This is a genomic window from Amycolatopsis sp. WAC 01375, from assembly GCF_003947325.1.
Classification (GTDB): domain Bacteria; phylum Actinomycetota; class Actinomycetes; order Mycobacteriales; family Pseudonocardiaceae; genus Amycolatopsis.
This window is the reverse complement of record NZ_QHHW01000054.1, coordinates 158128-181230: the sequence shown is the minus strand read 5'-3', so window position 1 is coordinate 181230 and position 23103 is coordinate 158128. Positions and strand designations below refer to the sequence as shown.

Annotated in this window: 30 protein-coding genes and 1 tRNA gene; 19 read left to right on the top strand and 12 right to left on the bottom strand. The window is 67.9% G+C overall.

Annotated features, from left to right (window positions below; all coding sequences use genetic code 11):
* Positions 1 to 40: 40 nt before the first annotated feature.
* From DL991_RS44120 to DL991_RS35820, 3 genes are read left to right on the top strand one after another with little or no spacing between them, the layout of a single operon-like run.
* The gene (locus DL991_RS44120) at positions 41 to 241 is read left to right on the top strand and encodes a hypothetical protein (protein ID WP_125788780.1); all 201 of its coding nucleotides are present in this window, start codon (positions 41 to 43) and stop codon (positions 239 to 241) included.
* Positions 238 to 741, top strand: coding sequence for a helix-turn-helix domain-containing protein (locus tag DL991_RS44115; protein ID WP_370308852.1), 504 nt, complete (start codon positions 238 to 240; stop codon positions 739 to 741). The genes DL991_RS44120 and DL991_RS44115 overlap by 4 nt, the downstream gene beginning before the upstream one ends.
* On the top strand, positions 738 to 1898 hold the full coding sequence (locus tag DL991_RS35820) for an alkaline phosphatase PhoX (protein WP_125788779.1): 1161 nt from the start codon (positions 738 to 740) through the stop codon (positions 1896 to 1898). The genes DL991_RS44115 and DL991_RS35820 overlap by 4 nt, the downstream gene beginning before the upstream one ends.
* A 42-nt stretch (positions 1899 to 1940) precedes the next feature.
* On the opposite strand, the gene DL991_RS35815 is transcribed toward DL991_RS35820, so the two are convergent.
* The gene (locus DL991_RS35815; protein ID WP_125788778.1) at positions 1941 to 2591 is read right to left on the bottom strand and encodes a DedA family protein; all 651 of its coding nucleotides are present in this window, start codon (positions 2589 to 2591) and stop codon (positions 1941 to 1943) included.
* A 135-nt stretch (positions 2592 to 2726) separates the two neighbouring features.
* On the opposite strand from DL991_RS35815, the gene DL991_RS35810 reads away from it, so the two are divergent.
* The 4 genes from DL991_RS35810 to DL991_RS35795 are packed head-to-tail and all read left to right on the top strand — an operon-like array spanning position 2727 to position 5234.
* Positions 2727 to 3878 (top strand): sensor histidine kinase, encoded by a 1152-nt coding sequence (locus tag DL991_RS35810; protein ID WP_233599194.1) that lies wholly within the window; start codon positions 2727 to 2729, stop codon positions 3876 to 3878.
* Positions 3869 to 4513 (top strand): response regulator transcription factor, encoded by a 645-nt coding sequence (locus DL991_RS35805; protein WP_125788777.1) that lies wholly within the window; start codon positions 3869 to 3871, stop codon positions 4511 to 4513. The genes DL991_RS35810 and DL991_RS35805 overlap by 10 nt, the downstream gene beginning before the upstream one ends.
* 44 nt (positions 4514 to 4557) lie before the next feature.
* On the top strand, positions 4558 to 4848 hold the full coding sequence (locus DL991_RS35800; protein ID WP_125788776.1) for a helix-turn-helix transcriptional regulator: 291 nt from the start codon (positions 4558 to 4560) through the stop codon (positions 4846 to 4848).
* Positions 4845 to 5234: a VOC family protein gene (locus DL991_RS35795; protein WP_125788775.1), complete on the top strand. Its 390-nt coding sequence runs from the start codon at positions 4845 to 4847 to the stop codon at positions 5232 to 5234. The genes DL991_RS35800 and DL991_RS35795 overlap by 4 nt, the downstream gene beginning before the upstream one ends.
* A 76-nt stretch (positions 5235 to 5310) precedes the next feature.
* Here DL991_RS35795 and DL991_RS35790 read toward each other — a convergent pair whose 3' ends face one another.
* Positions 5311 to 5691, bottom strand: a complete 381-nt coding sequence (locus DL991_RS35790; RefSeq protein WP_125788774.1) for a VOC family protein — start codon at positions 5689 to 5691, stop codon at positions 5311 to 5313.
* A 47-nt stretch (positions 5692 to 5738) separates the two neighbouring features.
* The gene (locus DL991_RS42760; protein WP_158632593.1) at positions 5739 to 5882 is read right to left on the bottom strand and encodes a hypothetical protein; all 144 of its coding nucleotides are present in this window, start codon (positions 5880 to 5882) and stop codon (positions 5739 to 5741) included.
* Positions 5883 to 5979: 97 nt separating this feature from the next.
* On the opposite strand from DL991_RS42760, the gene DL991_RS35785 reads away from it, so the two are divergent.
* Genes DL991_RS35785 through DL991_RS35775 form a run of 3 tightly spaced genes read left to right on the top strand, consistent with a single transcriptional unit; the run spans position 5980 to position 8311 of the window.
* Positions 5980 to 6624, top strand: coding sequence for a TetR/AcrR family transcriptional regulator (locus tag DL991_RS35785; protein ID WP_125788773.1), 645 nt, complete (start codon positions 5980 to 5982; stop codon positions 6622 to 6624).
* A gap of 32 nt (positions 6625 to 6656) precedes the next feature.
* Positions 6657 to 7871 (top strand): DUF4241 domain-containing protein, encoded by a 1215-nt coding sequence (locus DL991_RS35780; protein WP_125788772.1) that lies wholly within the window; start codon positions 6657 to 6659, stop codon positions 7869 to 7871.
* Positions 7872 to 7888: 17 nt separating this feature from the next.
* The gene (locus tag DL991_RS35775) at positions 7889 to 8311 is read left to right on the top strand and encodes a PPOX class F420-dependent oxidoreductase (RefSeq protein ID WP_125788771.1); all 423 of its coding nucleotides are present in this window, start codon (positions 7889 to 7891) and stop codon (positions 8309 to 8311) included.
* A 100-nt stretch (positions 8312 to 8411) separates the two neighbouring features.
* On the opposite strand, the gene DL991_RS43595 is transcribed toward DL991_RS35775, so the two are convergent.
* Positions 8412 to 8567: a hypothetical protein gene (locus tag DL991_RS43595; protein ID WP_233599192.1), complete on the bottom strand. Its 156-nt coding sequence runs from the start codon at positions 8565 to 8567 to the stop codon at positions 8412 to 8414.
* On the opposite strand from DL991_RS43595, the gene DL991_RS35765 reads away from it, so the two are divergent.
* The 3 genes from DL991_RS35765 to DL991_RS35755 all read left to right on the top strand — a co-directional run bounded on the left by DL991_RS35765 (position 8566) and on the right by DL991_RS35755 (position 10568).
* The gene (locus tag DL991_RS35765; RefSeq protein ID WP_125788770.1) at positions 8566 to 9135 is read left to right on the top strand and encodes a dihydrofolate reductase family protein; all 570 of its coding nucleotides are present in this window, start codon (positions 8566 to 8568) and stop codon (positions 9133 to 9135) included. The genes DL991_RS43595 and DL991_RS35765 overlap by 2 nt on opposite strands.
* A 248-nt stretch (positions 9136 to 9383) precedes the next feature.
* The gene (locus DL991_RS35760) at positions 9384 to 9755 is read left to right on the top strand and encodes a hypothetical protein (RefSeq protein ID WP_125788769.1); all 372 of its coding nucleotides are present in this window, start codon (positions 9384 to 9386) and stop codon (positions 9753 to 9755) included.
* Positions 9756 to 9806: 51 nt separating this feature from the next.
* Positions 9807 to 10568, top strand: a complete 762-nt coding sequence (locus DL991_RS35755; RefSeq protein WP_125788768.1) for a class I SAM-dependent methyltransferase — start codon at positions 9807 to 9809, stop codon at positions 10566 to 10568.
* Positions 10569 to 10572: 4 nt separating this feature from the next.
* On the opposite strand, the gene DL991_RS35750 is transcribed toward DL991_RS35755, so the two are convergent.
* Positions 10573 to 11934 carry an MFS transporter gene (locus tag DL991_RS35750; protein WP_125788767.1) on the bottom strand — a complete coding sequence of 454 codons (1362 nt, stop codon included), beginning with the start codon at positions 11932 to 11934 and terminating at the stop codon, positions 10573 to 10575.
* A 111-nt stretch (positions 11935 to 12045) separates the two neighbouring features.
* Positions 12046 to 12127 (bottom strand) — tRNA-Tyr (locus tag DL991_RS35745).
* A 119-nt stretch (positions 12128 to 12246) separates the two neighbouring features.
* On the opposite strand from DL991_RS35745, the gene DL991_RS35740 reads away from it, so the two are divergent.
* Positions 12247 to 12738, top strand: a complete 492-nt coding sequence (locus DL991_RS35740) for a YajQ family cyclic di-GMP-binding protein (RefSeq protein WP_007030975.1) — start codon at positions 12247 to 12249, stop codon at positions 12736 to 12738.
* Positions 12739 to 12755: 17 nt separating this feature from the next.
* On the opposite strand, the gene DL991_RS35735 is transcribed toward DL991_RS35740, so the two are convergent.
* The 3 genes from DL991_RS35735 to DL991_RS35725 are packed head-to-tail and all read right to left on the bottom strand — an operon-like array spanning position 12756 to position 14381.
* Positions 12756 to 13133 carry a TIR domain-containing protein gene (locus DL991_RS35735; protein ID WP_125788766.1) on the bottom strand — a complete coding sequence of 126 codons (378 nt, stop codon included), beginning with the start codon at positions 13131 to 13133 and terminating at the stop codon, positions 12756 to 12758.
* Entirely contained in the window at positions 13130 to 13660 is a 531-nt protein-coding gene (locus tag DL991_RS35730) for a hypothetical protein (protein WP_125788765.1), read from the bottom strand. Before DL991_RS35730 ends, DL991_RS35735 begins: the two co-directional genes overlap by 4 nt.
* A 40-nt stretch (positions 13661 to 13700) precedes the next feature.
* Positions 13701 to 14381 carry a hypothetical protein gene (locus DL991_RS35725; RefSeq protein ID WP_125788764.1) on the bottom strand — a complete coding sequence of 227 codons (681 nt, stop codon included), beginning with the start codon at positions 14379 to 14381 and terminating at the stop codon, positions 13701 to 13703.
* A 184-nt stretch (positions 14382 to 14565) separates the two neighbouring features.
* Here DL991_RS35725 and DL991_RS35720 point away from each other — a divergent pair, with 184 nt between their 5' ends.
* Together DL991_RS35720 and rfbA are read left to right on the top strand one after the other, a co-directional pair.
* A complete protein-coding gene (locus tag DL991_RS35720) occupies positions 14566 to 15714 on the top strand; it encodes a sialidase family protein (protein ID WP_125788763.1) in 1149 nt (382 codons plus the stop codon).
* Positions 15715 to 15765: 51 nt separating this feature from the next.
* Positions 15766 to 16647 carry a glucose-1-phosphate thymidylyltransferase RfbA gene (gene rfbA, locus DL991_RS35715; protein ID WP_125788762.1) on the top strand — a complete coding sequence of 294 codons (882 nt, stop codon included), beginning with the start codon at positions 15766 to 15768 and terminating at the stop codon, positions 16645 to 16647.
* On the opposite strand, the gene DL991_RS35710 is transcribed toward rfbA, so the two are convergent.
* From DL991_RS35710 to htpX, 3 genes are all read right to left on the bottom strand, one after another.
* The gene (locus tag DL991_RS35710) at positions 16637 to 17953 is read right to left on the bottom strand and encodes an NtaA/DmoA family FMN-dependent monooxygenase (RefSeq protein ID WP_125788761.1); all 1317 of its coding nucleotides are present in this window, start codon (positions 17951 to 17953) and stop codon (positions 16637 to 16639) included. The two genes, rfbA and DL991_RS35710, sit on opposite strands and share 11 nt — an antisense overlap.
* A gap of 3 nt (positions 17954 to 17956) precedes the next feature.
* Positions 17957 to 19027: an LLM class flavin-dependent oxidoreductase gene (locus DL991_RS35705; RefSeq protein ID WP_125788760.1), complete on the bottom strand. Its 1071-nt coding sequence runs from the start codon at positions 19025 to 19027 to the stop codon at positions 17957 to 17959.
* 236 nt (positions 19028 to 19263) lie between these two features.
* Positions 19264 to 20130 (bottom strand): zinc metalloprotease HtpX, encoded by an 867-nt coding sequence (gene htpX, locus DL991_RS35700; RefSeq protein ID WP_125788759.1) that lies wholly within the window; start codon positions 20128 to 20130, stop codon positions 19264 to 19266.
* Positions 20131 to 20265: 135 nt separating this feature from the next.
* Here htpX and DL991_RS35695 point away from each other — a divergent pair, with 135 nt between their 5' ends.
* The 3 genes from DL991_RS35695 to DL991_RS35685 all read left to right on the top strand — a co-directional run bounded on the left by DL991_RS35695 (position 20266) and on the right by DL991_RS35685 (position 23066).
* Positions 20266 to 21234: a YncE family protein gene (locus tag DL991_RS35695; RefSeq protein ID WP_125788758.1), complete on the top strand. Its 969-nt coding sequence runs from the start codon at positions 20266 to 20268 to the stop codon at positions 21232 to 21234.
* A 119-nt stretch (positions 21235 to 21353) separates the two neighbouring features.
* Positions 21354 to 22541, top strand: coding sequence for a BtrH N-terminal domain-containing protein (locus DL991_RS35690; protein ID WP_125788757.1), 1188 nt, complete (start codon positions 21354 to 21356; stop codon positions 22539 to 22541).
* A 9-nt stretch (positions 22542 to 22550) separates the two neighbouring features.
* Positions 22551 to 23066: a thioesterase family protein gene (locus DL991_RS35685; RefSeq protein ID WP_125788756.1), complete on the top strand. Its 516-nt coding sequence runs from the start codon at positions 22551 to 22553 to the stop codon at positions 23064 to 23066.
* Positions 23067 to 23103 lie beyond the last annotated feature (37 nt).

The window sequence follows — 23103 nt, the reverse complement described above, 5'->3', positions numbered from 1 at the left end:
CCACCCAGCCGGGGTGCGTGACCCTTGAGAGGGCAAGGCCATGAGTCAAGGAATTCTTTCCCCGTTGCGGCCGAGGCGCAGGTGCGTTTCGACCGGTCAGATCGTCTGCCTGAGCGTTCTCGCCACATTCACCACACTGCTGACCTTCGCCGGTACGAGCGCGCCGATCGCGGCGGGGGGCGCGATCGGGCTCTTCAGCGCCGTCTTCGGCCGGACCGTGCCCGCACGGGCACGCCGATGAACACGGAATCGACGTTCATGGCGCATTTGCGCGAGCTCCGCGACCGAAGCGGCCTCAGCATCCGCGCGCTGGCCGCCGCGACCGGTCAATCCCGCAGCACCTTGGCCGACACGCTGGCCCGCGACACCTTGCCCAGTAACGAAAACCAGATGACAGTCCTGCTTCGGGTCCTGCTCCGCGCCGTTCCGGGAGAGCCCGGGCTCGACGAACATCTCGACGGCTGGCGTCACCTGATCGGACGTCGTCACCACCGCAATGGCGGATACGCTTCACTCGATCGGATACTGCTCGCTTTGGCCGTCGCGGAACAACGCGGCGGGGCCGAGGCGCCCGGGCTCCGCAAAGCCCGGGAAATAGTGCTGGGCGAGGGTTCCCTACGAAAGTTGCCTTCTCGCGGTGAATACGCCCCGAATTCACCTGGAAGTCCCGTTCCGCCCGTACTCTCCGATCCGCTCCTTCCCGCACCACCACATCAGCGGATGTCTCGGAGGCATGAGTGAAGCGACGGAATTTCCTGCGCGCGGCCGTGGTCGGCGCCGGTGTCACGGCGTTCGGAAACAGGCTCTCGGGGGCGGCCCTCGCCGCACCCGCCCAGAACGGACCCAGCCCGTACGGCGCGCTTCAGGCGGCCGACGCGAACGGGATCCAGTTGCCGGCGGGCTTCACCAGCCGGGTCATCGCCCGGTCCGGCCAGACGGTCGCGAGCACCGGGTATACCTGGCACAACGCGCCGGACGGCGGCGCGGTGTTCGCCGACGGCAGCGGCTGGATCTACGTGTCGAACTCGGAGATCACCCCCGGCGGCGGCGCGAGCGCGGTCAAATTCGACGCGAGCGGGAACATCACCGGCGCCCACCGCATCCTGGCTAACACGCGCCAGAACTGCGCGGGCGGCAAGACTCCTTGGAACACCTGGCTTTCCTGCGAGGAGATCGATCTCGGATTCGTCTACGAGTGCCAGCCGAACGGTCCGGCCACGGCCGCCGTCCAGCGGCCCGCGATGGGGAAGTTCAAACACGAGGCCGCCGCGGCCGACCCGGTGCGCAAGGTCGTCTACCTGACCGAAGACACCTCGGACGGCTGCTTCTACCGCTTCGTCCCGACGACCTGGGGCAATCTCTCCTCCGGAACGCTGCAGGTGCTGAAGGCGGGCACGGCGACATCGGGCAGCTTCACCTGGGCGAACGTGCCCGACCCCGACGGCTCCCCCACCGCCACCCGCAACCAGGTCTCCGGTGCCAAGCGGTTCAGCGGTGGCGAAGGGCTGCACTACGCCAACGACACCGCGTGGTTCACCACCAAGGGTGACAACCGCGTCTGGCAGCTCAACCTGACGAACAGCACCTACGAACTCGCCTACGACGACTCGCTGGTCAGCCCCGGTTCGGCGCCGCTGACCGGCGTCGACAACGTCACCGGCACCTCGTCCGGCGACCTGTACGTCGCCGAAGACGGCGGCAACATGGAGATCTGCATCATCACGCCGAACGACATCGTGGCACCGTTCCTGCGGATCAACGGCCAGAGCTCGTCGGAAATCTGCGGTCCCGCGTTCACCCCCGCCGGGAACAGGCTGTATTTCTCGTCGCAACGCGGCACCTCCGGTTCGTCCTCCGGCGGGATCACCTACGAGGTGACCGGCCCCTTCCGTTCCTGACCACCGTGTGCGGGGCGCCCGCGCTGGGCGCCCCGCACCGGCTCAGGCATTCGTGCGGTTCTTCTCACGCAGCCTGCTCAGCACGAAGAGGGCCAGCGCGATCGCGACGGCGGCGATCACGAAGTACTGGAAGAACCCGGCGTACTTCTCGACCAGGTGCCAGCTCTCCCCGAGGCCGTAACCCGCCAGGACGAACCCGGTGTTCCAGATCAGGCTGCCCAGCGTGGTCAGCGCCAGGAACCGCCAGAAAGGCATGCGTTCGATCCCGGCGGGCAGGGAGATGAGGCTCCGGAAGATCGGCACCATCCGGCCGAGGAACACCGCCTTGGCACCGTGCTTCTGGAACCAGGCTTCGGTCTTGTCGAAGTCCGAGGTCCTGACCAGCGGGATCTTCGCCATCCAGCGGCGCGTGCGGTCGCGACCGAGCAGCAGGCCGAGGTAATACACGATGACCGCGCCGGCGACCGAGCCGAAGGTGGTCCACACCAGCGCTTCCACCAGGGTGAACGTCCCCCGGCTCGCGGAGAACCCGGCGAGCGGCAGCACCAGTTCGCTCGGGATCGGCGGGAACAGGTTGTCCAGTCCGACGATGATCGCGGCACCAGGACCTCCCAGTGAGTCCATCAGTGACACTGCCCAGCCGGCGAGGCCGCCCATCGATTCGTTGGCGGTTTCGGCGAGGAGGAGGTTCATGGCGGCCTTTCGTGGTCGTCTGCGGGTACCAACGAACGTACGAATTGCCCGGGTTCCGCACCCTGCGGTGAAGCGGCATAAATCACTGCGGAAAACCGCAATACCGACCTTCGGATACCCCGCTAACCTGGCGCTATGCCCATTCCGGCAGCGATGCGCCGCTACCTGCGCAAGATGCTCCGCGGCACGCTGGGCCTGGCGATCGGCGCCATGACAGCGGTCGCGGAGTTGTTCTACCTGCTCTTCGGCGGCATCGCGCTCGCGGTCCCCGCGTTGCGGCGGCCCGTCTTCTCTGGCGCCCGCACACTGTCCGAAATGGAGCGACAGCGGCTGGAGAAGTACTTCGGCATGGAGAACGCGACGGATTACACCGACCGCCGCGCGATGGCCTACCTGATCCCGCGTTGCGTCGTCGGGCTGCTCAGCGCCGCGATCTTCGGCCTGATCCTGGCGGGGGCCGCATCCGGCCTGATCATCGGATATCAGCTCCTCGACGGCAGGTCGCCCGGCGGCGACGCCCCTGCCGACTGGTACGACCCGGTCACCACGTCGCTCTTCGGCGCACTGCTCGTTTTCCTTTCCTTGCAAGGACTCCTCGGTGCCGCGACGCTGGACCAGAAGCTGGCGATGAGCTTTTTCGGCCCCAGCAAGAAAGAACAGCTGCGCCGCCGGGTCTCCGAACTCGCGACCAGCCGGGCGGAGGTGGTCGAGGCGGTCAACGGCGAGCGCCGCCGAATCGAACGGGACCTGCACGACGGCGTCCAGCAGCGGCTCGTCGCGCTGGGGATGCTGCTCGGCCGGGCGCGGCGCGCCGGCGATCCGGGCCACGCGTCGGAGCTGCTACGGCAGGCGCACGAAGAATCCCAACGCGCCCTCGAAGACCTCCGGGAGGTCTCATGGCGGGTGTATCCGATCGCGCTGGACTCGGACGGGCTGCACCTCGCGCTGGAAGCGCTCGCGGAACGCTCCGGGGTACCGGTCCACCTGCGGGTCGACCTGCCGGAACGGCCACCGGCGGCCATCGAGACCGTCGTCTACTTCGTCGCGTCCGAAGCGGTCACCAATACGATCAAGCACGCCGCGGCGACGCGGATCGACATCGAGGCCGAGCGGGACGGGGACAGGGTGCGGGTGCGGATCACCGATGACGGCACGGGCGGGGCGCGGGAGTCCGGCGGCGGTCTTTCCGGCCTCGCGATGCGCGTCGCGGCCGCGGACGGCGAGTTCACTGTGGACAGTCCGCTCGGCGGGCCGACCGTGGTGACGGCGGTGCTGCCGTGCGGGTGATCCTCGCCGAGGACTCGACCCTGCTGCGCGAGGGGCTGGTCCGGTTGCTGGTCGAAGAGGGACACGAGGTCGTGGCGTCGGTCGGCGACGGCGAGGCGCTCCTCTCGACGACCGCGGCGTATCGGCCGGACGTGATCGTCACCGACGTCCGCATGCCGCCGACCCACACGGACGAGGGCCTTCGCGCGGCGCTCGAGATCCGGAAGCGCTGGCCGGAGATCGGCGTCCTGGTGCTCTCCCAATACGTCGAGAAGCGCTACGCCGCCGAGCTGATCACCGGCGACGGCGAACGCGTCGGCTATCTGCTGAAGGACAGGGTCGCCCAGGTGGGCGAATTCCTGGACGCGCTCGACCGGGTCGCCGCGGGTGGGGCGGCGTTCGATCCGGAGGTGGTCCGGCGGCTGCTCGCGCGGACCACGCACACCGATCCGCTCGCGAAGCTGACCGTCCGGGAGCGTGAAGTGCTGGAGAAAATGGCGCAGGGCCACACGAACACCGGGATCGCGGAGTCGCTGTTCGTGTCGCTGAGCGCCGTCGAGAAGCACGTCAACGCCATCTTCGACAAGCTCGGACTGGCCACCACCGCCGGCTACAGCCGCCGCGTCCTGGCGATCCTGCGCTACCTCGGTTCCTGACCACCGAGTTGACAGGCAAGCAACGGCTTGCCTATAACTGAGTCGTGGACGGCGACCTGTTCAAGGCGATCGGCGACGCGACGCGGCGCGCAATCCTGGACGAGCTGACCGAAAAGGACGGTCAGACCCTGTTCGAGATCTGCGGCAGGCTGACCATGAAACATGGCCTGAGCTCTTCGAGGCAGGCCATCTCGCAGCATCTCGCGATGCTCGAACAGGCGGGCCTGGTGCACACCCGGCGACAGGGCCGCTACAAGTTCCACCACCTCGACACGAGCCCGCTGCGGTCGATCGTCGAGCGGTGGCCCATCGACCGAGAGGAACCGAACCCGTGATCCGGATCAACATCACCAGCGTCTTCGTCGACGACCAGGCCAAGGCTCTCGACTTCTACACCGAGAAACTGGGGTTCACCAAGAAGCACGACGTGCCCACCGGCGACGCCCGCTGGCTCACCGTGGTCTCCCCCGCCGACCCCGACGGCGTCGAACTGCTGCTGGAGCCGGACGGCCACCCGGCGGCGAAGCCGTTCAAAAAGGCGCTGGCGAGCGACGGCATCCCGTTCACCCAGTTCGCCGTCGACGACGTGTACGCAGAGGTCGAACGGCTCAAGGGGCTGGGCGTCGAGTTCACCCAGGACGCCGTCGACATGGGGCCGGTGGTCACCGCCGTCTTCGACGACACCTGTGGCAACCTCATCCAGCTCGCCACGATGAAGTAGGACAGACAACGGAAAGCGGGGCTTGGTCCACTGTGGACCAAGCCCCGCTTCGCTTCACTGAAAGACGGGCGTTTTCCTACTGCTGCACCCATTCCACGAGTTCCACGGGCACACCGTTCGGGTCGGTGACCATGAAGAGGCGTTCTCCCCAAGGCTCTTCCCGCAGCGGCAACGTGATCTCGACACCTTCGTCGCGCAGGCGCTTCTCCTCGGCTTCGAGGTTCTCGACCGTGAAGGCCACGATCACGCCGGACGCGCGCTGCTGCCGCAGGTTCTCCGGCAGGACCTCGATGCCCGCCTGGAGCAGCACGATGGTCACCTTCGCGGTTTCGTGCCCGAGGGAGACGAAACCCTCCGCGGCCATCTGCTCGGTGAAGCCGAAGTGCTCGGTGAAGAAACGGCTGGAGGCGGCGACGTCGTCGACGGTCAGCGAGACGGTGGAGGCAAGGACGTTCATGGGTTATCCCCTTCGGTCGGCAGTGCGGTGACGGATGAGCTGATCGGTCAGTACGACCGGCGGCGCGGGACGCCGGTCGAGCGGCGCGCCGGCATCGAGCGGCCGGGGAACGGCTGCTGATGACGGCGGTCGTTCCGGCGGATCTGGGCGCGGTTGGTGCCTTCGTTGCCTTGGGGGATTCGAGCGGTCAAGGAGCCTCTTCTCTCACTGGTCGGTAGTACGGACGTAAGTTTACATCCGGCCTACAGGAAGTCAAGGGTATTTTTACGACGGTGGTAAACTTCGCTCATGACCAGCACGGATGTGGGTTTGCGAGAGCTCAAGAAGCAGGAGACGCGGCAGCTGATCTCCGACCAGGCGACGCTCCTCTTCATCGAGAAGGGCTTCGAGGAGACGACGATCGCCGAGATCGCCGCGGCGGCGAGAGTCGCGAAGAAGACCGTCACCAACTACTTCGCCCGCAAGGAGGACTTGGCGCTCGACCAGCACGAAGAGTTCACGAACGGGCTGGCGAACGCCGTCCGCGACCGGAAGGCTGATGAGTCGGCCCTGGCCGCGCTACGGCGCACCTTCCTGGACGCGGTGGCGGAGCACTCACCCGTGATCGGCTTCACCGGGCCGGTCTTCGCGAAAATGGTGCTGGAGAGCCCGACCCTGACCGCACGGCTGCGTGAACTGCACGAACTGCGGGAAGCGGCACTCGCCGAACTGCTCGCGACCGAGACCGGGGCCGACGCGGACGACGTCACCCCGATCATGGCGGCCGCCGAGCTCAACGCGATCGACCGCGTGCTCTTCCGCGAGGTCCTCCGGCGCTCGCACGACGGCGAGAGCAACGAGGAGATCGCCAGGGCACTCACGAAGGCGACCAAGCGGGCTTTCGAACTGTTGGAACCGGCCTTCGGTGACTACGCGATCCGTGAGAAAGCGTGAGTTTTGTCGGGGGTACCCGCTAGGTTTCGCTCATGTCTGAGGGGACCTTGCTGGACGTCGTCTACTGCGAAGGCTGGGATCCGGCCGCCCGCGCGTTGACCGGGAGGCTTTCGCCCGGCACCGCGCGGGAACGCGACGCCGCCGGAGAGCAGTACGCCGTCGCGCTGGCGCGCCCCGGTACCGAGGTGCCGCTGGTGCTGCTCGAAATCGCGTGGAAGCACCGCTTCGCCCGCGCGGTGCAGTTCGATGAGCGGAGCAGGCGCCGCGGTTTGTACGAGTTCCGCGTACTCGAAACCGGCGACCTGTTCCTGGTGAAGATCGAGCAGTGGACCTACCACTTCGATGACCAGGAGGAGTTCGACGAACAGAGCGCCGGCCGCGTGGAAATGTCCTTCGGTCCCGACGGCGAGGGGTGGGTGTATCGAGCCCCCAAGGGTTACGGCGGCGGTTCCAGCAATGGCCGCGTGCAAAAGCCGGTGTCCGAGCTGACCATGCCGAAGCCCGCCTTCGGCGACTGGAAACCTTTCACGAATGCGCGGGAGCTGACCCTCCGAACGCCGGACGCTCCGAAAACCGATCCGCCCCTCCCCGTCGACCAGCGCCCGTGGCGGCCGTCCGTTCCGTTGCGCCCTTCCGCCCTGGAGCAGATGTTCACCGCGGGCACGCGGTTTTCGCTGAACAAAGACGATGGCGTTGTCGAGGTCGAGCTTCGGGAAGCCGGGAAACTGCGCATGCCCAGCGGGAGGCTCGTCGCCTCGGATCCGGCCTTCCTGGATCGGGAGACCGGGCAGTTCACGGTCACCGTGCCGCCAGGGGAATACCGGGTCGAGCTAGTCGTGATCCGGTTCGTCGACGAACCCACCCACGAACGGGTCGCCGCCGCCAAACTCGTCATCGCCGACGTTCCGGCCGCCACGTGGGAAGCCGCGCTCTGGCCGGGGCAGGACCCGCTCTTCCTCGGGGACGGTGAGTTCTACGGCTACGGCGTGGACAGCGGGACGGGCTGTTTCGCCGATGCCACCGCCCTCCCCGAGGAGGTGGACGACGACCTCATCGAGAGGTTCGCCGAGACGGATCCCCACGTCGACATCACCCTGGACGGCGTCGAGGGCAACATCATCGCGTTTTCCGCCGGCTGGGGAGACGGGAGCTATCCGACCTGGATCGGCCGGGCGGCCGACGGTACGCCGGTCTGCTTCGTCACCGACATGCTGGTGCTCAATCACGCGCAGGTTCTGACGGCTTGAACGAGGAGGATGGTGCCATGGCTTTCACAGAGGAAGAGATCGCATACCTGCGCTCGCAACCCTTGGCCCGCTTCGCGACGCTGTCCGAGGACGGCGAACAGCCCGACGTCGTCCCATTGGCGTTCGAGTTCGACGGGACGCACTTCTGGGTCGGCGGCGTGGGCACGTCGGTCCTCGCGACCCGGAAGTTCCGCAACATCCAAGCGGGGCAACGCAAAGTCGCCTTGCTCATAGACGATCTGGTCTCACTCGATCCGTTCATCGCCCGCGGCGTCCGGGTCTATGGCGAGGCCGCCGATCCGATCGAACGGACGGGAGCCGTCGGCCCGGGCATCTACGCGCGCGTCACGCCGAAGGTGTCGTGGAGCTGGAACATGGCGGGCGAACCCGCGGGTGAGGCCTGGTATCCGTCGAGGCGCGCCGTTCACGGCGAGACGTAGAGAAGCATGTCCCGCAGGACACCACCGATCTCGTGATGGGCGGGCAGCAGTCCATCGTTGCGGTAGCCCGCTTTCTCGGCCGCGCGGACGGAGCCGCGGTTCACGGCTCGATGATCGAGTAGCCCACGATCCTGATGCCTTCGGCACGAGCGCTTGCTGCCGTCGCACCCACACTTCGGCTTCCTGACGTGTCGGCCGCGGGCGGCTCGGTCATCGGTCCGTTCTTGTCGGTGGCCGGCGGTACGGTCGGGTTCATGCGAGAGCTGATCGTCACGGAGAACAGCACGATCGACGGCGTCATCGAACTGGCGGGCGACTGGTTCAGCCCCGGCGACACCGATCCGGACGTCGACCAGTCGGATGTGCCGGCCGCGCTCCGCGAACAACGTGAGAACGCCGACGCGTTACTCCTCGGACGCGTCACCTTCGAAGACATGCGCGGGTACTGGCCGAAGCAAACCGATGACACGACAGGCATTTCGGCTTATCTCGACTCAGTGAGCAAGTACGTGGTTTCGAGCACGCTGACGGAGCCGGAGTGGGAGAACACGACGGTACTCTCCGGTGAGCTGCGTTCGGAGATCGAGCGGTTGAAGGCCGTCGAAGGCAAGGACATCGTGACGACCGGCAGCATCTCGCTGGTGCGGGCGCTCATCGCCGAGGGTCTCGTCGACGAGTACCGGCTGTTCGTCTATCCCGTCGTGGTCGGCGAAGGCCGTCGATTGTTCGAGGGCGCCACCGGTGTCCCGAAGCTCCGGCTGGTGGAGGAGCGGCCGTTCGCTTCCGGGATCGTGCTGCTGCGGTACCGGGCCGGGTCGAGCTGACGCTTCACCGGGAATTCCGCTGCTCACCGCCCGCTGGTGTCGTGCACCGGAAATGCGGTGCACAAGTCGGTGGATCCAGGTTTCCGCTGGTGGTGTTGCCGGTTCGTCCTCGTACCGGGTGTACTCGGGCGGACCGGCGACGCCGGCGGGAAGCTGGGCCGCCGAATCATGTGCCGCATTTCCGGTGCGGGACCCTAGGTAGGGTCTTACTCCGGTTTGGCGACGGGAGAACGACGGAGGTGGCGCGCGTGGTCGACGCGTCGAAGTTCACGGCCGAGGTGTTCCGCCGCGCGGCGGAACGGCCTGACGTCCCGCCGCGGCTGGCCCGGGCGGCCGACTGTGTCCGGGACGGCAAGTTCAGCTGGGAGGAGGTCGCCGCCGGGAACTGCGAGCACCCGATCGCGCAGGCGCTGTTCGTGCCCAGAGCGCAGGAGAAACTATGGCCTCTGCTGGCCGAGGTCGCCGCGGGCCTCGAGGCGGAGACGGCACCGGCCGAACCCCGTCGCGCCCGTAGAGCACCCACGACGGACGACGACTTCAGCGAGTACACCTACCTCGAGGACCTGGCCGAACCGAACAGCCATCCGGCGTGGCCGCAAAGGCGGGATCGCGGCCGGTGACGGGAAAAACGGGATGAGAAGCGCCCGGTCGCGGGCGTAGCGTCGGCGACCGTGATCGATGAGACGAACACGGAAGACGATCCGGCGGACGGCTGGTTCCCCGAGAGTGTCGCCGCGGGCTATGACGCGCCGGGCGGCGCGAACGCGCCCGAAGTGGTGGCCTCCGCGGTGGACGTCCTCGAAGACCTGGCCGACGGCCCGGTGCTCGAGTTCGCCGTCGGGACGGGGCGGATCGCGATCCCGCTGGCCGCGCGCGGCGTGCCGGTGCGCGGTATCGAACTGAGCCGGGCGATGGCGGCGCGGATCGCGGACAAGCCGGGTGGCGACGCCGTCGAGGTCACGATCGGCGATATGACGAAGACGCGGGTGGCCGGTCAGTATTCGTTGGTCTACCTGGTGTTCAACACGATCGGCAACGTGACCACCCAGGACGGACAGGTCGACATCTTCCGCAACGCGGCCGCGCATCTGCGGCCGGGTGGGCTGTTCGTCGTCGAGGTGGGTCTGCCGGAGCTGCGCCGCCTGCCGCCCGGGCAGGACATCGTCCCGTTCGCGATGGCGCCCGGCTATGTCGGCTTCGACCAGTACGACGTGGTCACCCAGGAGTTCACGTCGAACCACGTCACCGTGACACCGGACGGGCAGGGGCGGTTTCGTCGTATCCCCTTCCGGTATGCCTGGCCCGCCGAGATGGACCTCATGGCACGCCTCGCCGGGATGCGCCTGAAGCACCGCTGGGCGGGCTGGGATCGCTCGGAGTTCACCGCCGAGAGCACCAAACACGTGTCGGTCTGGGAGCGCGCACCGCACTGACGGGTCAGGACGTTCGCGGAGAGCCGTTCGTGGCGATGATCAGCGCGCTGACGGCGAGTGGGGGCAACGCCCACAGTGCCGTGGTGAGGTAGCCGTTCCGCGTGGGGAGCAACGCGCCACTCGGGGTGGCCGCGGCGAGCAGCAACCCGGCAAGTGCGCTGCCCACGGCCATGCCGATGCTGCGGGCGATCTGGTTGATCGAAAGCACGCTCGCCGTTTCTTCCGGTGGCACACCGACGAGAACGAGCTTGGGCATCACCGCGAAGACACCTCCGACGGCGAAGCCGAGCAGGGCGATCGCCACGAGGACGAGAGCGAGCGACTGGTTGCCGACGGCGAACAGCAGGGCACTGGCCGCGGCGATCACGATCGAGACCGCGTACATCCACCGCTCGGTGACGCGCGCGATGAGACGCGGCACCGCTTTTCCCGCGGCGAACCCGAGCAGCGAGAACGGGATCAGGGCCGCCCCCGCGGCGACACCGGGAAGCGCGAATCCGTAGTGGGCGCCGCCGGGTGTCTGCACGTAGCGGGTGAACAGGCTGAACAGCAGGTACAAACCGGCGCCTGCCACGAGTATCGCCAGGTTCGCGCGCAGGAGAGGCCCTTGGCCGAGCAGCCGCAAGTTCACCAGCGGCACCGCGGTGCGCAGTTCGATGAAGGCCCATGCCGCCAGGACCGCGGCGGAACCGGCGAGAAGGCCGGCGGCCAGCCATGGGGCCGACCAGATCGTGGGTTCGGCGATGACCAGCAGGACCCCGAGAGTGCCCAGCGCGAGGAGCACCGCGCCCGTGACGTCGATCCGGGGCGGCTCACCCGGCGCCTCGGCGGGCAGGGCCCGCCAGGCGATGACCAGCGCGACGGCGGACAGGAGGAATCCGAACCCGTACGCGGCACGCAGCCCCGCGAGTTGGTCGAGAAGGCTGATCACCGGATAGCCGACCCCGATGCCCACGGTCGAGGCGACCGACAACGCGGCGATCGTCGCTGTCGAACGCTCGGGCGGCAGGTGCGCGCGGGCGACGCTCATCAACAACGCCCCGACGGCGACCCCGAGCCCCTGCAAGCCGCGCCCGATCACCAGCGCCGCGTACGGAAGCGGGAGCACCGTCAGCAGTCCGCCCGCCACGACCAGGGCCAGGGTGGCCAGGATCGTGGCGCGGCGGTACGGGCCGCTGCCGAGCCTGCCCAGCACCGGTCCCGCGATCGCGCCGCTGAACAGCGTCACCGTCAAGGTCCACTGCGCGGCGTCCAAGGACACGTGCATCCCCGTGGCGACCGGAGTGATCAGAGGCGCCCCGACGCTGCCGATCACCGCCCCCGCCAGGGCCGTGCCCACCAAGGCGGCGCCCATCCGGTCAGCCATGAGCATTAAGCTACTGGTTACCAACTACTGACTCGGTGTGACTTCGATCCCGAGAAGCGTCCGAACACGACAAAAGCGGCCCCGTGACCTGGTCACGGGGCCGCTTCGGTGTGGCGAGTGAGGGATTCGAACCCCCGAAGGCTGTGCCGTCTGATTTACAGTCAGATCCCTTTGGCCGCTCGGGCAACTCGCCGTGGCCGGGTGTCCCCGGCCGAGACGAAAGAATACCCAATGCCATGGCGGGCCGGTCAACCGGGTTCCGCAGGGCTAGGGTGGAAGCTCCTGACAAGCGAGTACGAGGTGTGAGAACACGTGGCGGATCCCTCTTTCGACGTGGTGAGCAAGGTCGATCGCCAGGAGGTGGACAACGCCCTGAACCAGGCCAGCAAGGAACTCGGTACACGGTTCGACTTCCGGGGTACCGGGACCAAGATCGACTGGTCCGGTGAGGAAGCGATCGCGATCGAGTCCGAGACCGAGGAGCGGGCGCTGGCGGCGGTCGAGGTCTTCAAGGAGAAGCTGATCAAGCGCGGCATCTCCCTCAAGGCCTTCGAGGCGGACGAGCCGGCGTTGTCCGGCAAGATCTACAAGATCGGCGGCAAGATCCTGCAGGGGATCGCGTCGGACAAGGCGAAGCAGATCGCCAAGTTCATCCGCGACGAAGGCCCCAAGGGGGTCCAGGCGCAGATCCAGGGTGACCAGCTTCGGGTGTCCGGCAAGAAGAAGGACCAGCTGCAGGACGTGATCGCCTTGCTGAAGGGCAAGGACTTCGAGATCGCGCTGCAGTTCACGAACTACCGCTGATCTGGTGCCGACCGCGGCTACTCGTGGGAAGTATCCGCGGTCGGCACGGACAGCACGCTTTCGGACAGAGCCGACGGAACGAACGGCCACTCGTCCGATCGTTCATCTACTAGCCTGCCATCGGGCAGGTAGGCGAGCTTCGGGATTCCCCGCATCAAGGCGACGTCGAATTCCCAAGCCGTCCACGGGGTCTTCCCATAGGTGACACTGACCACAGCGACGAAAACCGATGCACGCGCCAGTTCGCGGTGAACGGCATCAGCCCGATCGCCCCCTGACGCCGCCCAGTCGAGGTCATCCACGTAGACGTCAGCGTCCCCGGCCAGTCGAGCACGGAGCGCCTCCAGCTGCTCCAGCGAGTTGTCGGCGCGGGAGTAACTCACGAACACGCTCATGGGTGGCCTGCCGGACCGGTCCCGAGAAGCCCGAACGCGTATGCCGCCAACGCCGCTCCGACCATCACCGCGAGGATCAGGTAATAGATCATCGAGGAATTGAAGACGGCTCGGAACCAGCTCACCCCGGTCACCTTTTGAACGTGGTCATAGCCCTCCGCGCAGCGCGCGGCACGCCGGTTCCAGATGTCTTTCATAAGCACCCGAAGCCGTCTTTGGTAGTAGAAGCTGAACGCGTCGGCGACCCAGAAGGCCGCGATGACCATGAAGCCCGCGACGAAAACGGCCGGAGTCAGCTTCCTCTCACTGAAGGTGGCGACCAGAACCCCCGCGGGGACGAGCACCGTCGCGCACAGCTTCTTGAGTTCGAAACAAGAGTCGGCCGCCTTCAAAGTAGCCGCGTGCAGCTGGTCCAGCTGCTCCTTGTCCAGCGCGTCGGCGGTCGGTCCCTCGGGCTTCGCTTCCGCCGCTCGCACTTCACGGCCCGCTCGGACGATCGAGATCACGGTCGCCGCTCGTCCCACCACAGCCCCAAGTCTGCCTCAAGACGGCGACACTCTCCAAGGTCTACGACGCGGTGATCGTCCAGGTCCCGTCGCCTTCCAGTGACACGAAGGCCGGGCCGGACACGGGCACGCTGCCCTTGTAGTCGCCGAGCTGGTTCACGGGGAGCTCCGCGTAGTCGCCGCTGCGCACCCACACCGCGGTGTTCCCGTTGCCCTTGGTGGTGACGGCGACCGACGAGACGGCGTCCGGCACGGAGAAGACCGCGTCGCGCTTGCCCGAGAGCGGTTTGCCCGGCTGCAGCACGGGCAGGCCGCGTTCGTCGGTGATGGTCAGCGTCCAGGCGGCGTTGGCCTTGACGGTGAACGTCTTCGCCCGGTGGTCGGGCATGTCGTTGATCCACTGCGTGCCCTTGTAAGGGCCGACGTCGTTGACGATCAGCTCGTTCTCGGTGTTGACCGCGACGTGCCCGGAGCACTTCGGGCAGTCGAAGGTCACGAAGCCGATGCGCGTCGGCCAAGCCATGGGGACCGACGCGTTCCCCTTGCCCGAGTGCTTCTCCTCCGGCTGCGGGCCGGGGCGCGGGGTGGTGGTGGACGTCGGTGGCGGGGTCGCCGAAGGTGTGCGCAGTCCTTCCGGAGCGGCAGCCTGCGGGACGACGCGGCCCAGGTTCGGCGGCGAGCAGGCCGACAGTCCGATGGTCAGCAGCGCGGCGCTCAACGCCGCACCCAAGCGCCTGATCACGTATTTCCCCCCAGTCGAACCCGTCATCGGATCTTCGTCGGCCGATCGCCCAGCGTTACCGGACCACCCGGCCGAGCGATTCAGGACACTCGGACGTGGGTTTCCGCCGCGACGCCTTCGAGGGAGCCCTAAAGGGACAAATGCCCGTGTTGTAATCCGGCGATCGCGTTCGAGGAAGGTCACGATGAAGCGCCGTTTCAGCACCGCACTCGCCTTCGCGCTGTCACTCACGGTGATCGCGTCCCTGTTCACCTCCGCGCAGGCCGCGGAACGGCAACAGCTCGTGCCCGGCTACGGCTCGTACCCACGGCTCATCCGCCTGGAGCACTCCGCTATCGGCCGCGGCCGCATCCTGGCGTCGCTGACCAGCGAAGACGCGAGCGGCAAGGTCACGCCGATTATGGAAAGCACCGACGAGGGCCAGACCTTCCACAAGGTCGGCGAGGTCCGCGACCGGGACGGCCGCCGCGGCATGTGCTGCGGGACGCTGTACGAGCTGCCGCAGCGGGTCGGCAGGCTTCGCGCGGGCACCCTGCTGTGGGCCGCGAGCTACCGGCAGGACGCCGGCCCGCAGCGGCGGATCGGCATCAAGATCTGGTCCAGCCGCGACGCCGGCCGCACGTGGTCCTTCCTTTCCGAGGCCGCCCGCTCGCACAACCACGACGGCATCTGGGAGCCGGAGTTCACCGTCGACGCGGGCGGCACACTGTGGCTGCACTACGCCGACGAGACCGAGGCGCCGCAGTTCGCGCAGGTGATGAACCGGGTCGCCTCCACCGACGGGGTGAACTGGGGCACCAAGCAGCGCACGATGGCCATCCCGCCCCATCGGGTGCGGCCGGGGATGCCGATCATCCGCCGCCTCCCCGACGGCCGGTACTACCTGGCCTACGAGATCTGCAACTACCGCGACCGCTACTGCGACCCGTACTTCAAGATCTCCTCCGACGGCGCCAACTGGGGCGACCCCCTCGACCCGGGCACCCGCGTCACCACCGCCAACGGCAACTACTTCCAGCACGCCCAGACGATCACGCTGTTCCCCGGCGGCCCGAACGGGGTGCGGCTGGTGATGGTCGGGCAGATCTACACCAACGCGGCAGGCGTCCCGCAGGGCAAGAACGGCAAGGTCCTGCTCGCCAACGACAACTTCGGCGCCGGGCACTGGTACGAGCTGCCCGCCCCGGTGCACATCACCGGCATCCACAACAACTTCTGCCCCAACTACAGCTCCACGCTGCTTCCGGTCGACGGCGGAAAGAATGTGTTGCAGATCTCCACCGAGTACAACCTCGGCTGCAAGGCGTATTTCGCGAAGGGACCGGCGTTCTGAGCCACCCGGTAGTGTGAGGCCGAGCGATCGGCTATGAAGCGGGGGCATCGCATGAAAGGCATCGTGCTGGCCGGGGGCAGTGGGACGCGTCTGCATCCCATCACCCAGGCGATCTCGAAACAGCTGCTACCGGTCTACGACAAACCGATGATCTACTACCCGATCTCGGTGCTGATGTTCGCCGGGATCCGCGAGATCCTGATCATCTCGACCCCCGTCGACCTGCCGCATTTCCGGCGGCTGCTCGGCGACGGCAGCCAGTTCGGGCTCAGCTTCAGCTACGCCGAACAGGCCGCCCCCAACGGGCTGGCCGAGGCGTTCATCATCGGCGCGGACTTCGTCGGCGATGACGACGTCGCGCTCGTGCTCGGCGACAACATCTTCTACGGACAGGGCTTCTCCAGAAGGCTCAAGGCCGCGGCGACCGCGCTCGACGGTTGCGTGCTGTTCGGCTACCCGGTCAAGGACCCGCAGCGCTACGGCGTCGGCGAGATCGACGCCGACGGCAAGCTCCTCTCCATCGAGGAGAAACCCGAGAAGCCGAAGTCGAACAAGGCCATCACCGGCCTGTACTTGTACGACAACCAGGTGATCGAGATCGCCCGCGATCTCAAGCCCTCCCCGCGCGGTGAGCTGGAGATCACGGACGTCAACCTCACCTACCTGCGGCAGGACCGCGCGACCCTGATCGACCTCGGGCGCGGGTTCGCCTGGCTCGACACCGGAACGCACGACTCGCTGCTGGAGGCCGGCCAGTTCGTGCAGGTCCTCGAGCACCGGACGGGCGTCCGGATCGCCTGTCTCGAGGAGGTCGCGCTGCGGATGGGCTACATCGACGCGGACCAGTGCTACGCGCTCGGCGCCAAGCTGGCGAAGTCCGGCTACGGCGAATATCTGATGAGCGTCGCGCGCACCCATGGCGCTACCGGCTGAACAAGTGTTCCCGCAGGGTGTCCCCGGTGTAATCGGTCCGGAAGACGCCCCGTTCCCGCAGATACGGGACGACGTCGTCGACGAACGCGTCCAGCCCGCCAGGGGTCAGATGCGGCACCAGCACGAATCCGTCGGCGGCGTCGCTCTGGACGTATTCGTCGATCGACTCCGCGACCTGCCGGGCGGTGCCGACGAACTGCTGGCGCGCGGTCACCTCGATGACCAGTTCGCGGATCGAGAGCTTCTTCTCCTCCGCGATCGCGCGCCATTTCGCGGCCACGGCCAGCGGATCCTTCTCGTGCCGGACGCGGCCCCAGGTCAGCGGTTCGGCTTCGGGATCCGGGTCGACCTCGGGGAGCGGACCGTCGGCGTCGTAGGCGGAGAGGTCACGGCTCCACACCTGTTCGAGAAACTGGATCGCGGTGGCCGGGCGCACCTGCTGGTAGCGGATCTCGCGGGCGTACTCGTGCGCGTCCTCCTCGGTGTCGCCGAGGACGAAGGTCGCGGCGGGCATGATCAGCAGCTCGCCGGGCTCGCGGCCGTACGCGGGCAATCGTCGCTTGACATCGGCGAAGAACTCCTTGCCGCTCTCCAGTGAACCGTGACGGCTGAAGATGACGTCGGCGGTCTTGGCCGCGAACTCCCTGCCCTCGTCGGAATCGCCTGCCTGGATGACGATCGGCTGCCCCTGAGGGGTCCTCGGGACGGTGAACTCGCCACGGATGTCGAACTGAGGTCCACTGTGGACGAAGCGCTCGACGCCTCGCGTGAAGACGCCGTTCTCCTTGTCCCCCACCAACGCGTCGGGCGCCCAGCTGTCCCAGAGTTCCCTCACGGTGGCGAGGAACTCCTCGGCGCGGCGGTAGCGGTCCTCGCGTTTCAGGAAGCCGCCGCGGCGGAAGTTCTGTCCCGTCCACGCGTCCGGTGAGGTGACGACGTTCCACGCGGCGCGACCGCCGGAGAGGTGGTCGATGCTCGCGACCTGCCGCGCGACCTCGTACGGCTCGTTGAAGGTCGAGGAGAGCGTGCCCGCGAGGCCGAGCCGGGTGGTGACCGCGGAGAGCGCGGCCAGCACGGTGGTGGTGTTCGGCCGCCCGACGACGTCGGAGTCAAGGATCTGGCCTGCGTGTTCGCGCAGGCGCAGACCCTCGGCGAGGAACAGGAAGTCGAACTTGCCCCGCTCGGCCGTACGCGCGAGATGTTCGAAGGACGAAAAGTCGATTTGGCTACCCGAACGCGGGTCGCTCCACACGGTCGTGTTGTTGACGCCGGGGAAATGTGCGGCGAGTTTGACCTGTTTGGGCATCTGTCACGCCTCCGCGTACTGGTTGGCGGCGACCCCGAGGCCGAGATGGTCGCGCAGGGTGGTGCCGGTGTAGGCCTGCCGGAACGCGCCCGCGGCCCGGAGCGCGGGGACGGTCCCGGCGGTGAAGAGCGCCAGGTCGTCGGGCAGGACGGCGGGCCGGATGTGGAAGCCGTCGAGCCCGTTGGACGCCGCGAGGCGGGGCAGTTCGGTGGCGAGGTCGGCGGGAGTGCCGGTGAAGCTCAGGCCGGGTGGGAAGGGCGCGTAGGTCTCCAGCACGCGACGGCGGTCGAGGGCCGCCTGCTCGGTTTCGGCGAGCACGATCGACAGGCCGGCGAGGAGTTTGGCGCCGGGGAAACGCTCGCGGGCGCCGCGGATCTCGTCGATCAGGACGACGTCGGCGCCATGCGCGTACGGCGAGTCGCCGTACACCGCGACGACCGGGTGACCTTGGGGCGGCCGCGGCGTGATCGAAGGTCCCTTGATGCTGAAGAAGCGACCTTCGAAATCGACGTAGTGCAGTTTCTCGCGGTCGATGAAGCGGCCGGTCGGCTCGTCGCGGATGATCGCGCCGTCCTCCCAGCTGTCCCAGAGACGCGCGATGACGTCGACGACCTCGGCGTTCTCCGCTTCGGCGTCCGCCTCGGACGGCAGGATGCGCCTGCCGAAGTGCGAGACCTCGGCTTCGGTGCGCGAAGGCACCGCGAGGACGCCTGCGCGGCCGCGGCTCGCGAAGTCGAGCGAAGCGACGGCCGTCGAGATGTGGAACGGCTCGGTGTGCGTGGTGGTGACCGTCGGGACGAGGCCGATCCCGCTGGTCACGGGGGCTATCGCGGCGAAGGTGAGCAACGCGTCCAGTCGGCCTCGGACGACCTCTTCGCCGCCGGACTGGAGCGCGAGGGTGTCGTCGAGGGTGACGAAGTCGAGCGAAGCCGCTTCGGCGAGCTTCGCGTGGGCCAGGTAGTGGGCGGCGGTGAACAAGGCGGCCGGTCGGACGTCGGAAACCCGCCAGGCGGCCGGATGCTGCCCGGCCCCGTCGAGCGCGACCCCGAGGTGCAACTGCTGTGCGGAACCCATGCCCGGGGAACCCCCGCTCGTACCCCTCGATTCCCCCTCCCACGAGGTGGGAACCGGATCGCGTTTAGCCCGCTAACTGCGCTCCGGGCCGACCTGCGTTTAGCCCCCTAATCGCGATCCGGGAGGCGGAGCGCGTTTAGCGGGCTAATCGCGCTCTGGGCGACGTGTCGCGTTTAGGGGGCTAAACGCGCTCTGGCGAGGCGTCGCGTTTAGCCCCCTAAACGCGATCCGGCTGGTCAGAAGGGGCGCCGGGCCATCTCTTCGAGGCGCCGGATGCGTTCGTCCATCGGCGGGTGGGTCGAGAAGAGCTTCGAGAGGCCCTCGCCCGGCCGGAACGGGTTCGCGATCATGAGGTGCGACTGCGACACCAGTTTCGGCTCCGGCACGAGCGGCGCCGCGCGGGTCCCGTGGTCGAGTTTCCGCAGCGCGGAAGCCAGGCCGAGGGGGTCGCCGGTGAGTTCCGCGCCCGACGCGTCGGCCTGGAATTCCCGCGAGCGGCTCACCCCGAGCTTCACGATGGCGGCCGCGATCGGCCCGATCAGCACCAGGAGCAGCCCGACCAAGGGGCTGTCGCCGTCTTCGCGGTTGCTGCCGCCGAAGATGCTCGTGAACATCGCGATGTTGGCGATCACGCTGATCACGCTCGCCAGCGCCCCCGCGACGCAGGAGATGAGGATGTCGCGGTTATAGACGTGGGACAGTTCGTGCCCGAGGACCGCCCGCAGTTCGCGCTCGTCGAGCAGGCCGAGGATGCCGGTGGTGCAGCACACCGCCGCGTGGCGGGGGCTGCGGCCGGTGGCGAAGGCGTTCGGGGCCTGGGTGGGGCTGACGTAGAGCCGCGGCATCGGCTGACGCGCCGTGGTCGCCAGCTCTCGCACGATCCGGTACATCGCCGGCTGCTCGGCCTCCGAAACCGCCCGTGCGCGCATGGCCCGCAGAGCCAGTTCGCCGGAGTTGAAGTAGGCGTACGCGTTCATCCCGAGCGCCACCAGCAGGCCGATGACCAGCGCACCCCGCCCGAAGAAGCCGCTGATCCCGACGATGAGCGCGGACAGCACGCCGAGCAGGACGACGGTCTTCAGCCCGTTCTGGTGTTTGTGCACGACGTCCCGCTCCTTCCTTCTCCGGGGATTGGGGGTTACTCATCGGAAACAACGCGATCGGGGGACGCGAAGTTCCTTCGCGTGCCCGGTTCGCGGGTTATCGTCGAACCCCGGAGCGATCATGGGGAGGCGCCTGTGCGAGGACCCGAACTGAGCCGCCGAGCCCTGTTCACGCTGGCCGCGGCCGGCGTTTCCACGGTCGCCCTCGCCCCGGCGGCCCGCGCGGAGAAAGTACTTCTCGTCGAGGTCGGGGGCACTCCTGAAGCGGTCGCGGTGAATTCCGTCACCGGCTTCGCGTACGTCTCGGACCCCTCCTCCGGCACGATCGTGGTGCTCGATTCGCGCAGCGGCACCGTCGGCGACGTGATCGCGGTGGGCGGCGAGCCCGCCGGGCTGGCCGTGGACACGGCGACCAACCGGATCTTCGCCGCGAACCCGCCCGGCGGAACCGTCCTCGTCATCGACGGCCGGACCAACGACGTCGTCAGCGTGGTGCCGGCCGGTCCTGGAGCATCCAGCGTCGACATCGACGAGCGCGCGAACCGCATCTACGCGGTCAGCGCGCTCACCGGGACGCTCGCCGTCCTCGACGGCGTCGGCTGCCGCCTGCTGGACCTCATCGTCGGGCCCACACGAGGGCTGTCGTCGACAGCGGTCGACAGCGGCCGCAAGCTCGCGTACTGCACCAGCACCGACACGGACTCGCTGGAGGTCTTCGACATCGGCGCGGGCAAGTTCATCGGCGGCATCCCGGTGGGCAAGTCGCCGACCGGGGTCGCCGTGCACAACGCGTCCGGGACGGTGTTCGTCGCGAATTCGGCGATCCATCATCTGTCCGTCGTGGATCCGGGCGCACGCAAGGAGAAGGCGACCGTGCTGTTGCGCTCGGAGTCTTCGTCGGTGGCGATCCACGAAGGATCGAACACCGTGTACGCCAACGGAGGACCGAACGGCATCGCCAGGATCGACGGGGTGACGAGCCTGCTCACCGGCGACCTGTCACTCGGCGTGAACCCCGGCGCGGTCGCGATCGACCAGCGCACCAAGACGGTGTACGTGGCGGATCCCTTGCGCGGCAGGGTTTTCTTGATCAGGGACTTCTGACCAAGACGGTGGTTCCACGTGATTGGGCGGCCGATACGCGTGACTGGATGGACGACACGCGTGATTGGGCGGCCGACACGTGTACCGCTTCACGTGGCCGGAGCGGGCATGATGGCGGGGTGAGCGAGTACGAATTGCGTGGCGGGCTGCAACCGGACGTGTCGGCCGTGGCCGCGGTACTGGCGCATCACGGTGTCGAAGGCCCGGACGGCAAGGCACCCGGCGAGGCGCTGGTCTTCGCCGTGTCCGGCGGGATCGGGGCGGGCTACATCCTGTGGGACTTCGCGCACGAGACGATGTCGACCATCGTGTTCGGTTTCCGCGCGCGCTGGCAGTACCCGCACGAATGGCTCAAGTCCACAGTGGACCGCCTCGGGCTCGGCGCCGACTTCCACACCACCGGCGGCAAACGTGCCGCCGCGAAACGGCTCACCGCCGACCTCGAAGCGGGGCGGCCGGTTCTGGTGCTGCCTGACCGCGAGTCGCTCGGCTACTGGCATCTTCCGCCGGAGATGTCCGGCGGTGGCGGCCACTTCGTCGTCGCGTACGGCGAAGAGGACGGCCGGGTGCTCGTCGACGACCGGAATCTCGCCCGGCTGACGGTCGACCGGAAGACGTTCGACGCCGCGCGCGGCCGCGTCGGCTCGTACAAGAACCTGCTCGCGACGATCCGCCCAGGCGAGGTCCCGGACTGGCGGACGGCCGTGCGCGACGGGTTGACGGACTGCGTGCGGAACCTCTCGGCGCCGTCGAAGTCGTTCTCGCTGCCCGCTTGGGAACGCTGGGCGAAGGCGATGACCGACGAACGCGACCCCAAGGGCTGGCCGCGCGCGTTCGGTGAACGGCGCGGGCTCGTCGGGGCGCTGTTCAACGTCTGGGAGAGCGTCACCCCGGCCGGGATGGAGGGCGGGCATCTGCGCGGGCTGTTCGCCGACGCGCTCACCGAGGCCGCCGGTCTGCTCGAACTCCCCGCGCTGGCCGAACAGGCGCCGTCCTGGCGCGGGATCGCCGAACGGTGGGCCGAACTGGCCGAGACGGCGGTTCCCGCGTCGAACACGGAGTTCGCCTGGGTGCGCGGGCTGATCAGCACCGTCTCGGCCGGTGTCCGCGAGGGCGACGCGGGGCAGGACGCGGCCGCGGCGGCCGGTGCGGAGCTGTGGAAACTGCGCGCGCACCACAACGACGAGTCGCCGTTCACCGAGGTCGAAGCACGCGAACTGTTCAGCACGATGGGCACGATGATCCGGGACATCCACACCGCCGAGACGGCCGCGATCCGCGAGCTCTCCGAAGCCCTGATGGAGTGAACCGGACCGGTGTCCGTTGCGCCGCGCGGCCGGAACACCCCGCGATCGTTGAAGATCCACTTCGTGCACGCACATCCGCTGGGGACGACCAGTGCGCGTCCCGCTCCCGAGATCCACCTGTTCCGCCACCGCCTGCGTGTCGCCGACCTGGACTATCTCGGTCACGTCGGGAACGTCCGGCTGCTCGACTACTTCCAGGAAGCCCAGATCGCGATGCTCGACCCTCGGCGCGAGCACGTGTTCCGCACCAAGGGGCCGGCGTATCTGATCGCGAAGCACAACGTCAGCTATCTGCGGAGACTGACCTTCCGCGACAACCCGGTCGAGGTGGCGACCGTGGTCGGCCGGATCGGGACCTGTGACGTCGTGGTCAACAGCAGGCTGCGCGACGAAAGGGCCGTGTACGCGCGCTGCCGCACCATCTGGGTCGCGTGCACCCTGCCCGAAGGCAGCATCCGGCGCCTCGACGACGAGGAGAACGAGCGGCTGACGCGGTTCAGCGGGACGATCGACGAGGCTTCCTGAATCAGTTTTTAACCGTTTATGCTCCATTTCCCGCATT